Consider the following 14331-nt stretch of genomic DNA (forward strand, 5'->3'; position numbering starts at 1 on the left):
ATAACAAAGCCGATTACTTTGTAATGTAGGTTTTGACTTTATCATTATTAGGAACCACAAAAATAACTTGGCGGCCAGCTTTCATTTTAATCGTAGTTATAAATGTAATTTGATTAGAAAATGGAGCGATACCGTAATCCTTGACTTGCTTATAGTTGTTAACACTTGATCCAATAATCCCCCCTAAGCTCATGTATTTACCATGATACGTATTTACCCTTTCACTATTTCCCGCCACCATAAAGAAAGTTTTATTATCAAGTTCTATTTGTTCAAACTGGGTTAGTGGTGCCAATTGAAAATGATTTGGCAGGGGCACAAACTCTTTAAAAGTACCATTATCATTCTTAATATAACCGGAAGCTAAATAATTGGATTCATATTTCTTTGCCCTACTTAATGTTCCTTTTTTAATTATGTCTTCAATAGATTTACCTGCAAAATCTGCATGTTGTACATAGAGCTTACTTATAATGTTCATTTGGGCGGACATTTCCATCTTAGAATTTAAAGGATAGTAGGTTCCGTCTATGTTATAGGCTAAAAGGGTTTCATTACTACCGTTTAAATCGAAATCTGAGTGATACATTACCAAAGGCCCATCAAAATTTAAACTGTACTTAGTGTTTAAACCCCAGTTACCGAGAACAATATCTTTATAACCATCATTATCCATGTCAAATAAATCTATCTCTTGCCATAAACCAGTTAAATTTTCCGGCAAATCTAACTTAACAAATCCGCGTTCTTTATTCAAATAGACGTTGGGGACATCCCATTCAGATGCTAACAATAAATCTGGCCTTTTGTCTCCATCTACATCTGCCCACTTAGCTTTATTTATATTAGATTTAACCCTTAACCTACTAGATTTGGTAAAAGTTCCCTTTCCATTATTCTCCAAAAGATAAGAATCTACTTGTGCACCAAAATTATCTGCATCACATAAATTACCTATAAAGAGGTCCGTATCCCCATCTAAGTCAAAATCTACTGCGGTTACCGAGGTTGTTACCAAATCATTTACTGGGATAGCATTTGTAGCCTTTATAAAATTTAAGTTGTTATTTATATATAGGCGATCAATTTCTAAGGTACCATCTCTGTTAGGGGCTATTCCGCTGCCAACGTATAAGTCCAAATCACCATCTTGATCTGCATCCAAAAACACAGCTGTATTATCTTCAAAAAGGGCATCCTTTTCTATTTCAGGAATAGACATGGGTTTAAAAGTTTGCCCATTATTTAAATACAGTTTCGCCTCTTCCCCAGCTGCTGCTCCTATGAAAACATCTTCAAAACCGTTATTATCTATATCTGCTTTAGCTACCGCAGGACCAAGATTGGATATTCTATATGGAATTAATTTAATTTCTTTAAAATCATTGTAGTTATCTTCTTTGTGTTGAAAGTCAACACCTAAATCTACTTCCTCAAAACGGTAATTTCCTTGTTTAAGAAATAAATCTTCTTCTTTCTTTACTTCTAATGGATTATAATTTACCGTAAGCCTTACCGCGTCCAAATTGTTTTTTATAATTTGAGTAGTATTATCTGGCCATATAACTTTTATGGAATCTATAGGCTTACGGTCATTACCCAGACCAAAATGTAACTGATGGTCTACGCTAGATAAAAAACCTCTAGAGGCATATAACTGTTTAAGCTGCTTACGTTCGCTTTGATACACTATGGCCTTAGTTCCAACCCCAAATTTATTCTGTCCCTTATACCGAAAACCTAAAGCTATTGCTTTACCATTATTACTGGTGTTCTTGTAAACGGAAGGAAAATCATTAAAGTTATTAACTACAAGGTCTAAGTTTCCATCTAGGTCTAAATCTGCATAAACACTTCCATTACTATAACTTGGTTTTGCATTGAACCATTCTCCGGTTTTCTTAGAGAAACCGTTTTTACCGCCTTTAAAGATTTGATTAGTAGCAATACCATTCGGCATTGCAGCTATTGAGTTATATAACCATTTCTGACCCTCTTCTGTAGACCTGCCCTTAAATGCATTAGAAACATACCTTATGAAGTCCAATCCATTAGGGCGCCTCATTATACCATTAGATATAAAAAGATCTGCGTATCCATCGTTATCAAAATCTGCAAGTAACGGTGACCAACTCCAGTCTGTGTCTGCCATTTTATTCATAATAGCATTCTCATAGAACCCATCTCCTTGTGAGTTCATATGAAGCATATTTCTAGAATATTGGTCTTTATACCCTAATTCTCTTAGCTTATCTATCATATTAAGCATGGCATCATCCCCTTCGGTCTCTTTTAGAACCTTTTCGTTATCGGGCAACATATCCAAGGTAATCAAATCTTGAAAGCCATCGTTGTTGATGTCTCCAGCATCGCTTCCCATGGAAAACCTACTACTAATAACAAAATTTTGCCCATGTGCCTCGATAAAGGTCCCATCTTGATTGTTTAGGTAGTAGTAATCATCCTCATGAAAATCGTTACAAACATAGATATCGTCCCAGCCATCATTATTAAAATCAGCTAAAGAAGCACTTAATCCATAACCATTAGGACCCGCGAAAATTCCAGATTGCTTAGTTACATCTATAAATTTACCGTTTACATTTTGTAGTAAAACATCTCCCACTTTCGGAGTAATATTATTTCTTACGGATGCTTTACCATGTGCCCTTGTAGTATGTACGGCATGATTAACCAAAAACACGTCCAAATCATCGTCCTTGTCGTAATCAAAAAAATAGGCCTGTGTGTTATAACCTTCAAAATCTAAATTGTAGCCCTCTGCGTCTTCTGTAAACGTACCATCTCCATTATTGATAAATAGTTCGTTTTTACCTTTAAAATCTAAGACATTACTTACCGCGCAAACATAAATATCTAACCAACCATCTGCATTAATATCTACCATGGTTACCCCAGTATTCCAAGATGCGTTCCCCGCAATGCCTGCCTTTTTCGCTATCTCTGTAAACTTAAAATTACCTTGGTTTAAAAAAAGTTTATTGGGCACCTGGTTGCCTACAAAAAATAGATCTGGCAAGCTATCATTATTAACATCGCCAACGGCTACACCACCACCATTGTAGTAATAAATGTAGTTGAGTATATTATGTATTGAATCTTCTTTTACTACGTTTCTAAAATCAATCCCAGTTTCTTTAGGCAACAACGCCTTAAACAAATATTCTTTTCTTTTTTCTACATGCTCTTTTTCTTGAATCTTATTAGTGCAACTAATAAGTACTAAAATAATAGCAGTAAGTACAATACCTATTTGACTCTTCAATTTCATCCATCAATTATTCAAACACCAAACAAACGGGACTGTCCAAGGCTACCTCATGCAAAAAGTTTAAAGTGCCTTCTTTTTCATCTCGTTTAAACACGGTAATATTATTGCTCTTTTTATTCGCTACCAAAACAAACTTACCGTCTGGAGATAAGGTAAAATTTCTTGGCCAATCGCCTTCCACAGAAGTCCTGCCCACTAGACTAATTTTTCCAGTAGCTTTGTCAATTTTAAAAATTACCAAGGTGTTTTCTCCTCGGTTGCTCCCATACAAGAATTGCCCATCTGGACTCATATGGATATCCGCACAAGGGTGTGGACCAGCATAATTGGGGTCGATAGTGCTTTCTGTTTGCAAGGGCTGAAACTTACCTAATGCGTCTCTTTTAAATACCGTTAATGTTGCATTAAGTTCGTTAATAACGTACATAAAATTTCTGCTCTCATCAAACACAAAATGTCTTGGACCTGCACCTTTATCTAAAGTTAATGCCTCTTGCTCAGCAGGCACCCAACCATAAGGTTGTTTGGTATATCTTTTTACTTGGTCTAACCCTAGATCCGCAGCAAATAATCCATCTGCATTAAAATGAGCCATATGTACATGGCTAATGCCTGTAGTGTCTGGCGGATTATGATTAATTACTTGTCGGTCCCCTAATTGCCCATCTTCTAATAAATCAAAAATGGCCAAATTACCCCCAGAATAGTTGGAAACTGCCAATTGACCAGATGGCGAATAGGCCACATGGCACGGATTTGCTCCACCTGTTGCTTTCGCATTTACCTCTTTTAAACCATCTGACGTAACTTGGAGTGCCACAACCCCACCACTATTAGCGTCAAAGTCCGAGGTTTCCTCAACGGCATAAAGCATTTTACCATCATCAGACAATGTTAAAAAGGAAGGACTACTTAACTTAGCCTCAAGTTTTAAACTGTCTAGAGTACCCGTTAATGGATTAAACTGAATAGAATAAATACCTTCACTATTGCCATTGGTATAGGTGCCAATATATATTTTTTGCATCTCTTGTGGTTTTTCTTTTTTACAGGCGGTAAATAACAAAATTACTAAGGCTAAAATGTGGTATTGCATTTTCATGTTTAGTGTGGTTTGTGGGCTTCTAAAGTAACTATTTCTAGCTAAAACCAAAGCAACCATTAACGTTCTTTATCTTTACGCCGTGGATAAAGACAGTATCATCTTAATTCTATGTAGCCTTGGTATTGCGCAAGGCTTATTTTTGTGTGGTTATTTACTCAGCCTTAAAAAAGGGAATGTACTTGGCAATCAACTCCTGTCTTTAATACTAATTGGTTTAATTCTACGTATTGGTAAGTCTATCTTACATGTTTACATAGACCTAAGCCCTTGGCAACGTAATATGGGTTTGGGCGGCATATTACTGGTGGGCCCTAGTCTTTGGTGGTATGGAAAGATGCTCCTTTTAAAATTAAAAACATTACCCAAAAGTGCTTACCTGCATTTTATACCCTTTGGTCTATTTGAGTTATTTTGTTGGTTAATCCCCAACGATGGTCAACTATGGGCCTATCTAACGTATTACGCCGTATTTGTACATTTAGCCATCTATATAGTATTGGCGATTCGTATCTTAAAATTTGGTAGCCCTTTGGCTTCCAAAGTTGCCATACGATGGTTTAGAAACCTTGTAATTGGTGTAGGTCTAATTTGGTTCTTTTATATCGGTAATATTTTAGGTATTGTCCCTTTTTACATTGGAGGTGCTCTTTTCTTTTCATTTTTGGTCTACGTGTTTTCTTTTTTAATGTTGAAACAGCACACCTTTACGCTAGAAAAATATGTGAACACAACTGTAGACCCTAAGGAGGTACGCCTTATCATCAATAAATTAGAACGGCTATTTACAACCGAAGCAACTTACCTACAACCCAACATGAATTTAGCTAGTGTTGCAGAACAATTACAGGTAACGCCTAGAGCATTGTCCCAAGCCATAAATGAAGTTTTGCACATGAATTTTTCGGAATATGTAAACTCCCATCGCATTAATAAAGCAAAACAACTTTTGGTACACCCTGATTATGCAGAAGAAAAAATTGCAACCATTGCTTACGATGTTGGTTTTAACAATCCTACTTCCTTTAATATTGCTTTTAAAGCAATAACCAAGATAACGCCCACACAATATAAGAAAGGGCACATTGCAGCGGTAAAATCATCTTAAAAATCATGATTTTTAAAGTTTAACCTTGCTAAAAAAGGCAGATTTGGCAAAAACAATTCTATGCGTTATTTGCTATCATTGCTTTCCATTTTCTTTCTAAATTGCATTACCAAAGATGCCACACCCGTATTTAAACCTGTACCTATTCCCGTAAAGGAAGTAGTTGTTGAAGACTTAAACAAACCTTGGAGTATTGCCTTTTTATCAGAAGAAATAGCCTTGGTATCCGAGAAAAATGGTGATTTGGTAAAAGTGAACTTAACCTACCAAACAAAGACTAGCATCAAAGGTTTTCCATCGGATTTAAAAGATAGTATAGGAGCTGTAGATTTTGGTGACAATGCTGGTATTTTTGATGTATTAATAGACCCTAATTACAATCAAAATAAGCGAATCTTTATAGCCTATGCTGCTGAAAAACCTAATATAGGCAGCACTACGAAATTTATTTCCGCACGTTTGGCAAACGATTCGCTAACGGATATCCAGACTATTTTAGTCGCTGCTCCTTTTACTCAAGACAACTTTCATTATGGTGGCGGTATGGCTATTGGTACGGACCAAAAATTATACCTAACGGTAGGAGAACGTTTGTATTGGGAAAATGATGAACCTACCACACCTATTGCGCAGGACTTAAACGACCCCAGAGGAAAAATGCATCGGTTTAACCTAGATGGCAGCATTCCAAAAGATAATCCCCTTATAGGTAAGGGTGCTATTGCCAGTATTTACGCCTATGGAATAAGAAACGCACAAGGCATCGCTCTAAATCCAAGCACCCAATCTTTATGGTTTACAGAGCATGGCACCATACAAGGAGACGAGCTTAATCTTTTACAATCTGGTGGCAACTATGGCTGGCCTAGCAGAACCACCGGCAAATTACGGAGTAAGACCTATAAACCCCCTGTATTAGCAGACAGTAGTGTAGTTGAACCAGTCTGGTATTGGCAACACACGGTGGCTCCCACAGGCTTATGCTTTTATACAGGAACTACCTTTCCACAGTGGACCAACAGTCTGTTTGTCCCTGGACTTTCTAGAGGTAGTTTATGGCGATTTAAACTGGATGAGGATGTACCCATTTCTGCAGAAGAATTGTTCTTAGATAGTCGAGCACGTTCCCGTAAAATAGCTCAAAGCCCTGCAGGTAAACTATACCTACTTACAGATGAAGAAAACGGGAAAATCATTGAAATAAAACCTAAAACAAACGAATTATGAAAAAAGTATGTATCGTCTTAACCCTATTCATTTCAATACTAAGTTTCGGCCAGAACGAGGTTGCTGCCATAACCACAACGCTAAATTTATACTTAGAAGGTTCTTCTTATAATTATCCAGAAAAAATCACTGAAGCTTTTTATAAGGATGCGCCTCTATTCTTATCCAAACCAGACCAAGAAATATGGCTTGTTAGTCCGGAAGCGTATGCTGGTTTTTACGAAAACAAAGAAAAAGGAGCATATAACGGCAGGGCTACAAAAGTGCTTTCTATAGAAGTATTAAATGATATTGCCCTAGCAAAAGCGGAAATATATTTTGAAAAAACAAAAGATATTTATGTGGATATATTCTTGCTTAAAAAGCTATCAGGGACTTGGAAGATTATTAGTAAGGCAGCTTCCAACACCACTCGAAGCGAGTAATTAGTGCAATGTTCTTTTCACTTCTTTATATAAATAGATACCGGTGACAATTGTAGCAAGTACATCTGCTATAGAAAAAGACATCCACACTCCCAATTCTCCATAGATGGATGGCAACATTAAAATTAGCGGTATAAAAAAAATGCCTTGTCTGGTAAGCGTTAAAATTAATGCAGGAACAGCCTTACCAATTGCCTGAAAATAAGCGGCGCCTATTAACTGCAAAGCAATTATAGGTGTAGCCAAAAATACCAAACGCATTGCTAGCGGTATGTGCTCCAAAACATAGGCGTTGATGGCCAAGGCTTGTTCATCTAAATCTGGCCTATCACTTAAAAATAACTGGGCAATTTCTTTGGGAAAAACCGTTAGAATCACAAAAACCAATGTGGCAACCAAAGCGGCATATTTAATAGCGGTAATTATTGTTTTCTTTACCCGATCATATTTTTCTGCACCATAATTAAAGCCAGCAATTGGTAAAAAGCCCTGTGTAACCCCAAAAACAGGAAATAAGGCAAACATGAGCATACGCCCAATTATGGCATAAACCGCAACTAATGGCTCACCACCTAGATTAAAGAGAATATTATTCATTAAAAGGTAGGTAATACTGGTAACGGCTTGCCTTGCCAAGGTAACGAAACCCAGTGAACCAATTTCCTTTAATACCGAGCCATTAAGTTTAAAATGCTGAAAATTAATTTTAAGTTCGGAATTGGGCGAAAGAAAAAAATAAAAGACGTAACCAAAACAAAGTAAATAACCTGCCGTGGTAGCCCATGCCGCCCCGTGCATTCCCCAATCCAACACATAAATAAAAAGGTAATCCAACACCAAATTTCCAATAGACGGGATAATCATTGCCGTCATAGCATATTTTGGTTTGCCCTCTGCCCTAATTACGGCATTGCCCATCATACACAGTGCTAAAAACGGCACACCGTATAATACAATTACGTAGTAAATTTTTGCTAAATCAAAAATTGCACCTTTACCTCCAAAAGCAGGAATAAGCGTATCTACATAAAGTAACCCCAGTATTACCATGCTTATGGTTACTAATAAGGTTAAGCTTATTTGATTGCCAAAGGTGAGCAAGGCCTTTTCTTTTTGGTTAGAACCTAAAGCCCTAGAAATAATACTTGCCCCTCCAATACCTATGGCCATACCTAGGGCGGCTATAAAAAAAGAAACCGGCAAAACTACATTTATGGCAGCAATGGCTATGGGTCCTATCCAATTGCCAACAAATATGGTGTCTACCAAAATATTTAAGGACATGACCAAAATACCAATAGATGCTGGCACAGCTTGTTTTACCAATAATTTACCTATTGGTTCTGTGCCCAATGCTTCAGAAGATACGTTGGCCATGTTTTCCTATTTCATTATAACCCTCAAGTTATACTAGTGTAGACTGTTCTTTGTTCAACATTATGGTATTGGCGATACTGCTCCACAAAGCTACACGCTTCTCCAAGGCCAGTTTGGAATATTCCAATACTTCTTCCCACTTAACAACATCTTCACCGCAAAGCTCAGCAATCATTTTTAAGGCAAGGGGTCCATGCTCATCCCCATCCAATTCTATATGCCTTTTTAGATAGTAGGTTAATTTTGGATAATTGCCCTCTCCAGTTTTTTCTGCACCTTCCACTATTTTTAAGAACATATCTGGTATAACATCTTCCCTTCCAAAGGTAAAGGCTGCGGCAATGATGTGCGGCTTTTGGGTTTTAATTACATCAAAAGTAAAGCCAACAAAACCTTTTTCAGCTTCGTTCAGATAAGAAGCTTGGATTTGCTCGCCAATATCTTCTAAGTCCTTTACGTTAGAAATGAAATTTAGCACGTTGTCCGTATTGGCACCAACTTCTTTCATTGCATCTAAATACATGGAAAAGTGGCTTTTGTACTCCCCTTTTTCATTAACGTCTGTTTCTTCTTCTAGCACAATCTCATTGATAAACCTTGCGGTGGCATTATTTACCACAGGTTTCCAAGGTAAGGTGGTGCAAGTAAGCTTAGTTTGTAACGCTTTTAACAAAGACATAAAATCCCAAACCGCATATACATGGCTTTCCATGAAAAGTTGTACATCCGTTACGGTATTTAAACAGGAATATAATTGGTGATTGTTAAGCGTTTCTCTCAACGGAGCCAATGCTAATTCTATTTCTTTTGCTTTGGTCATTTTTTTAAGTATTTACGGGGGTTACCTTATATGGGTTTGTGGTAATGCATCTGTTTCTTGCCATTCTTTAAGCCAACTCACCATAACGGATACCCAATCGTCTCTATCATTTAAACAAGGTATGTGTATGTAGTCCGTTCCACCAGCTTCCATAAATTCTTCCTTGCCCTCCATGGCAATTTCTTCCAAGGTTTCTAAACAATCACTTACAAAGGCAGGGGTAATAACGGCCAATTTGGTCTTGCCCTCTTTTGCCAAACGTTCAAATTCAAAATCGGTATACGGTTTTAGCCAAGGATCGTTAGGTAATCTAGATTGAAAGGAAGAACTTACCTTGTCTCTTGGCAAACCTAGTTCCTTAATTACCAATTCCGTTGTGTCATAACATTGGTGTCTATAGCAGGTATGGTGTGCCACGGAGTTGGTTTTACAACAACTACCATCTATTTTACAATGAAACTTTGTTGGATCAGACTTACGTATATGTCGCTCAGGAATTCCATGATAGGAAAACAGCACATGATCGTATTCAAAAGTATCTAAATGCTCTTTTATACTCTTAGAGAGCACTTTAACATAGGCAGGATTACTATAAAAAGCCGGCATGGTAGTTAATTGCATCTCTGGAAAAAAGGCATCTTTATCTTCCATGGCTTTTACCACTACCGTTTCATAAGAAGACATGGCATAATGTGGATATAAAGGAACCAAGTACACGTGTTCTACCCCTTGATTCTTTAACTCTTGCAAACCCTCTTTTATGCTTCCGCTACCATAACGCATACCTAGTGCAACCGGAATATCAAGTTGTGCAGCCACTTTTTCCTTAAAGCGCTCTGAAAGGATAATTAAAGGGGAACCCTCTTCCCACCAGATTTTAGAATAGGCTTTTGCAGACTTTTTAGGTCTTGTTTGTAATATAATACCTCTTACAATTAGATTTCTAAGTATTGGATTTACATCAATTACCCTTTCGTCCATCAAAAATTCATCCAAATACGGTTTTACGTCTTTTGGGGTTGGACTATCTGGAGAACCAAGATTTACCAGAAGTACGCCTTTTTTCATAGTTGCATTTTTAGGAATACAAAAATACAACTTGCAACGCTTATCGTTAATACTGGGTTAAATTGTTTTCTTATGGTATATAAGTAAATACTATATGAAGAGAATACAGTATCTTGAAAAAAGCTAAATAGTACCTATGAACAACTTTTTAAATTCCGTACAAAAAGAATCTTTGGTGTTTTTTGTATGTACACTCCTAGGTTTATTCCTTGCATACCTATTAAGCCGTCTTATTTTAAAACGATTGGGCAAGAACCCAAAATATCTTTTACCAAAAGGCACGTTTAAGAGGCTTTCTTATCCTATTTTTCTAATTCTGCTTTCCTTTTTAATACGGTCCTCGTCTTTACGCGAACTATTAACGCTAGAAGCGTATGCGTATTGGTTTAGAAAAATTAGCACCTTACTTTTTATTTTTTCCTTTACCTGGCTAATTGTTGCTATTCTAAAAATCACTAAGAAAATAGTGCTCTTGCGGTACGATGTAGGCGTAAGCAATAACCTAAAAGCCAGAAAGGTGTACACCCAATTCAATATTTTAGAACGCATTGTCATTTTTGTGGTCATTATTTTGGCAATGGGCGCCGCACTTATGACGTTTGAAGAAATTAGAAAAATTGGTCTAAGTGTCTTTGCATCGGCAGGTGTAGCGGGTATTATCATTGGTTTTTCTGCCCAAAAGTTTATAGGAACCATTATCGCTGGCATACAAATAGCCATTGCGCAACCCATAAAACTAGACGATGTGGTTATTGTTGAAGGTGAGTGGGGCCGTATTGAAGAAATAACCCTGACCTATGTGGTGGTAAAAATTTGGGATAAACGCCGATTAATTGTACCTACACCTTATTTTATTGATAAACCTTTTCAAAATTGGACCAAGACATCTTCTGATATTTTGGGCACTGTTTTTTTATATACTGATTACAATGTACCCTTTGATAAGCTTAGAGAAGAACTCACCCGTATTTTAGAGGATACCGATTTATGGGACAAGGAAGTAAATGTCTTACAAGTAACCGATTCTAAGGCAAACTACGTGGAAATTCGTGCTTTAATGAGCGCTAAAGATTCACCTACCGCTTGGGACCTACGCGTACATGTACGGGAACAATTAATAGCCTATCTGCAAAAAAACTACCCTGAAAGCATTGCTAGAAATCGTGTATTATTGTGGGACGAATCCAAAAACAAACCTTCAGATGAAGCATAGCCTGTTTTTTGCATTTCTTATAGGCGTTAACATCCTTAACGCGCAATTGGTGTATAACAAAAAAGACAGCTTACTTGTCTTGGATAAATTGGAAAGGTTAAAAAATATTGACAAACACACTTCAGGGGAAGCTATAGTTGCCGTTGGCCAATGGTATTTGGGAACGCCTTATGTAGAAAAGACGTTAGAAGTAGCTGCCACGGAACCTCTGGTAATTAATCAGTCTGGTTTGGATTGCACCACTTTTGTAGAAAATGCATTGGCCTTGAGCCTACTTGCCCAAAAAAAAGAAATCTCTTGGAACAACTTTATAAAAAACTTAGAAACCATTAGGTATAGAAATGGTATTCGCAGCGGTTACCCATCAAGATTACATTATTTTTCAGAGTGGATAAAAGACAACGAAAAAAAAGGCTTGGTAAAAGACATTACTGCAGATTTGGGTGGCGTGCCGCTAACAAAACCCATCAATTTTATGGGCACGCATCGCCAGTTGTATCCACATTTAAAAGATAATGACGCCAACTACCAGCAGTTACTTGCTATAGAGCAAAAATTGGCCAAAGAAGACCTATGCTATATACCCCAATCAGAAATCAAAGCAGCAGAAAAATTCATTAACACGGGGGATATAGTAGCACTTGCAACCAACATAAAAGGTTTGGATGTTACCCACACCGGAATATTGGTAAAAAAACCAAACGGACGGGTTTATTTATTACATGCTTCTAGCTCACAAAAGAAAGTGGTACTTAGCAAAGAGCCTTTAGTAGACTATCTAAAAAAGATAAAAAGCAATATAGGTATTATAGTTGCTAGACCCCAGTAAATTATTATTCTGAATCTCTTTTAAAACACCAAAGCATTGCTTTAAGTAAATGCGTTCTAAAAAGTGGTTCATCGTAAGATTCTATGGTGTGCCCGCCTCCAGTGTAAAAGGCCCTTCCTCCAAGGTTTTCGTGATACCAAGCTATAGGATGGTAATTGCCATTTGTCCCTCCTTCGTAACTACCTTCGTCTAACGTAACCAACACCTTAATGTTCGGGTCTATACTTTTAAAATTATACCATTCGTCTGTACGCTCCCAACTTTTGGGCAAGTGTGCCGTAGCTGGGTGTGTAGCATCTGTTACCGTTAAAGTGGCTTTTCTAACATTTGGGTCGTTTGGGTGGCCATTAAAATAGGCGCCCACCAATTTATTGTACCAAGGCCAATCAAATTCGGTATCCGTTGCTGCATGTATACCCAAAAAAGCCCCACCACCGGCTATATAGTTTTTAAATGCAGCCTGCTCTTGGGTGTTTAATACATTTCCTGTGGTATTTAAAAAAACAACCAACTTATAATTCTTTAAATTTTCTGGGTTAAAATCGGCAGCCGTTTCGGTTTGTAGTACAATAAAACCATTTTCCCTACCCAGTTCTCGTAAGGTTTTTACACCCTTCTCTATACTCTTATGGCGCCAACCTTCGGTTTTGGTAAAAGCAAGAACCAACTCAGGAATCCTAGTAGATTCCCAAGCATCTTTGCCATCTTGTGCAAAAGAGACCATTGCAGAAAAACAAAACAAGAAACAAATAAGGGCCTTCACATTCATGGTTTTACGTTTTAACAATGGAAGTTAAATATTTTTTTGGCGTAGTGCCATATTTCTTTTTAAAAGCCGCTATAAAATGACTAGCCGTGCTGTACCCTACTTTTAAACCCACCTCGTTAACATTATGCTTTCCAGATTCTAACATTTGCCGTGCTAAATCCATTTTGTGGTCCAGCAAAAAACCATATACACTATCGCCATAAATTTGCTTAAATCCTTCTTTTAATTTTTTAAGGCTCAAATCTATCTCATCGGAAAGCTCTTGCAAGGTTGGTGGTTCTACCATGCGTTCTAAAATTATATCTTTTGCCTTTTTAATTTTACGTACGTTGTCTTCATCTGCCAAAAACGGGCATTGCTCTAAATCCGCATCTTCCGTTCTATTAAAATATAAAGCGATCAGTTCATAAACCTTACCTTTTATATACAATCTTTTTATGGACGGGTGCAGGTTATAATTCATTAACTGACTCAATACTACAGCCATACCAGGCGTTAACATTTCTTGCGCGTAATACTTTTTCTCACTAAAACTTTCACTTAAAAATGGAATAGCATTGGCATCTTGTGAGAAAAGTGAATGAAACTTTTGTATGCTCATAATTACGGAAAACACCCAACTATCTGGCTGTAAACTTAAATGTATGGGCAAATCTTTCTGTGTGTTGTATAGTAAAAGCGAATTTTCTTCGGAAACGTTTAAACGATAATTACCTTGATTGAATAGGAACTGACCACTACCCTTTAACGAAAAATGAAATTGTATGTAGCTACTATCCAACTCATGATATATTTCTTTGGCAGCATCCGTATCGTTCTGAATCTTAAGCACATAAAAACCAGGTTCTACAAAAACTTGGTCATAGGAACCCATAGCGTTATTTTCTTCCATAATAAATTGGTTTAAGCACCCTCTTTTTTATTATTTAGAATGACTCTAAACAAATATAAATTAATCACAAATTGCCAGTAAAATCGGCTATTTCATCAAAAATAACGATAAACCAAATCAATAAGAAACAGCAACCGACAAAAATGGTACCGATAGCGTTATTTTTTTTGGAACAAGGCATAGTACTTTTGTAATTCAGGTTTAGAGCA

12 protein-coding genes are annotated in these 14331 nt (G+C 37.1%); 5 read left to right on the forward strand and 7 right to left on the reverse strand.

The window, feature by feature from the left end; translation table 11 throughout:
- Positions 1–13: 13 nt before the first annotated feature.
- Together BUL40_RS00870 and BUL40_RS00875 are read right to left on the reverse strand one after the other, a co-directional pair.
- Positions 14–3292 carry a VCBS repeat-containing protein gene (locus BUL40_RS00870; protein ID WP_080317700.1) on the reverse strand — a complete coding sequence of 1093 codons (3279 nt, stop codon included), beginning with the start codon at positions 3290–3292 and terminating at the stop codon, positions 14–16.
- Between the two features lie 7 nt (positions 3293–3299).
- Positions 3300–4394, reverse strand: a complete 1095-nt coding sequence (locus tag BUL40_RS00875) for a lactonase family protein (protein ID WP_244901798.1) — start codon at positions 4392–4394, stop codon at positions 3300–3302.
- An 82-nt stretch (positions 4395–4476) separates the two neighbouring features.
- Here BUL40_RS00875 and BUL40_RS00880 point away from each other — a divergent pair, with 82 nt between their 5' ends.
- From BUL40_RS00880 to BUL40_RS00890, 3 genes are read left to right on the forward strand one after another with little or no spacing between them, the layout of a single operon-like run.
- Positions 4477–5502: a helix-turn-helix domain-containing protein gene (locus BUL40_RS00880; protein ID WP_080317702.1), complete on the forward strand. Its 1026-nt coding sequence runs from the start codon at positions 4477–4479 to the stop codon at positions 5500–5502.
- 60 nt (positions 5503–5562) lie between these two features.
- A complete protein-coding gene (locus tag BUL40_RS00885) occupies positions 5563–6729 on the forward strand; it encodes a PQQ-dependent sugar dehydrogenase (RefSeq protein WP_080317703.1) in 1167 nt (388 codons plus the stop codon).
- Positions 6726–7154 carry a nuclear transport factor 2 family protein gene (locus tag BUL40_RS00890; RefSeq protein ID WP_080317704.1) on the forward strand — a complete coding sequence of 143 codons (429 nt, stop codon included), beginning with the start codon at positions 6726–6728 and terminating at the stop codon, positions 7152–7154. Before BUL40_RS00885 ends, BUL40_RS00890 begins: the two co-directional genes overlap by 4 nt.
- On the opposite strand, the gene BUL40_RS00895 is transcribed toward BUL40_RS00890, so the two are convergent.
- Genes BUL40_RS00895 through hemH form a run of 3 tightly spaced genes read right to left on the reverse strand, consistent with a single transcriptional unit; the run spans position 7155 to position 10419 of the window.
- Positions 7155–8531, reverse strand: a complete 1377-nt coding sequence (locus tag BUL40_RS00895) for an MATE family efflux transporter (protein WP_080317705.1) — start codon at positions 8529–8531, stop codon at positions 7155–7157. It abuts the gene before it with no gap.
- Positions 8532–8559: 28 nt separating this feature from the next.
- Positions 8560–9351: a DUF3050 domain-containing protein gene (locus tag BUL40_RS00900; protein ID WP_080317706.1), complete on the reverse strand. Its 792-nt coding sequence runs from the start codon at positions 9349–9351 to the stop codon at positions 8560–8562.
- 21 nt (positions 9352–9372) lie between these two features.
- Complete coding sequence (gene hemH, locus BUL40_RS00905; RefSeq protein ID WP_080317707.1) at positions 9373–10419, reverse strand: ferrochelatase; 1047 nt, start codon at positions 10417–10419, stop codon at positions 9373–9375.
- A gap of 136 nt (positions 10420–10555) precedes the next feature.
- Between hemH and BUL40_RS00910 the strand changes: the two genes are divergently transcribed.
- Positions 10556–11632 (forward strand): mechanosensitive ion channel family protein, encoded by a 1077-nt coding sequence (locus BUL40_RS00910; RefSeq protein ID WP_080317708.1) that lies wholly within the window; start codon positions 10556–10558, stop codon positions 11630–11632.
- Positions 11622–12461 carry an N-acetylmuramoyl-L-alanine amidase-like domain-containing protein gene (locus BUL40_RS00915; protein WP_080317709.1) on the forward strand — a complete coding sequence of 280 codons (840 nt, stop codon included), beginning with the start codon at positions 11622–11624 and terminating at the stop codon, positions 12459–12461. Before BUL40_RS00910 ends, BUL40_RS00915 begins: the two co-directional genes overlap by 11 nt.
- Positions 12462–12465: 4 nt before the next feature.
- Here the strand turns inward: BUL40_RS00915 and BUL40_RS00920 are convergent, their stop codons facing one another.
- Positions 12466–13230 (reverse strand): ThuA domain-containing protein, encoded by a 765-nt coding sequence (locus tag BUL40_RS00920; RefSeq protein WP_080318010.1) that lies wholly within the window; start codon positions 13228–13230, stop codon positions 12466–12468.
- 4 nt (positions 13231–13234) lie between these two features.
- On the reverse strand, positions 13235–14122 hold the full coding sequence (locus tag BUL40_RS00925) for an AraC family transcriptional regulator (protein ID WP_080317710.1): 888 nt from the start codon (positions 14120–14122) through the stop codon (positions 13235–13237).
- Positions 14123–14331: the final 209 nt, after the last annotated feature.

It is taken from the genome of Croceivirga radicis, assembly GCF_002072105.2.
GTDB classification, from domain to species: Bacteria; Bacteroidota; Bacteroidia; order Flavobacteriales; family Flavobacteriaceae; genus Croceivirga; species Croceivirga radicis.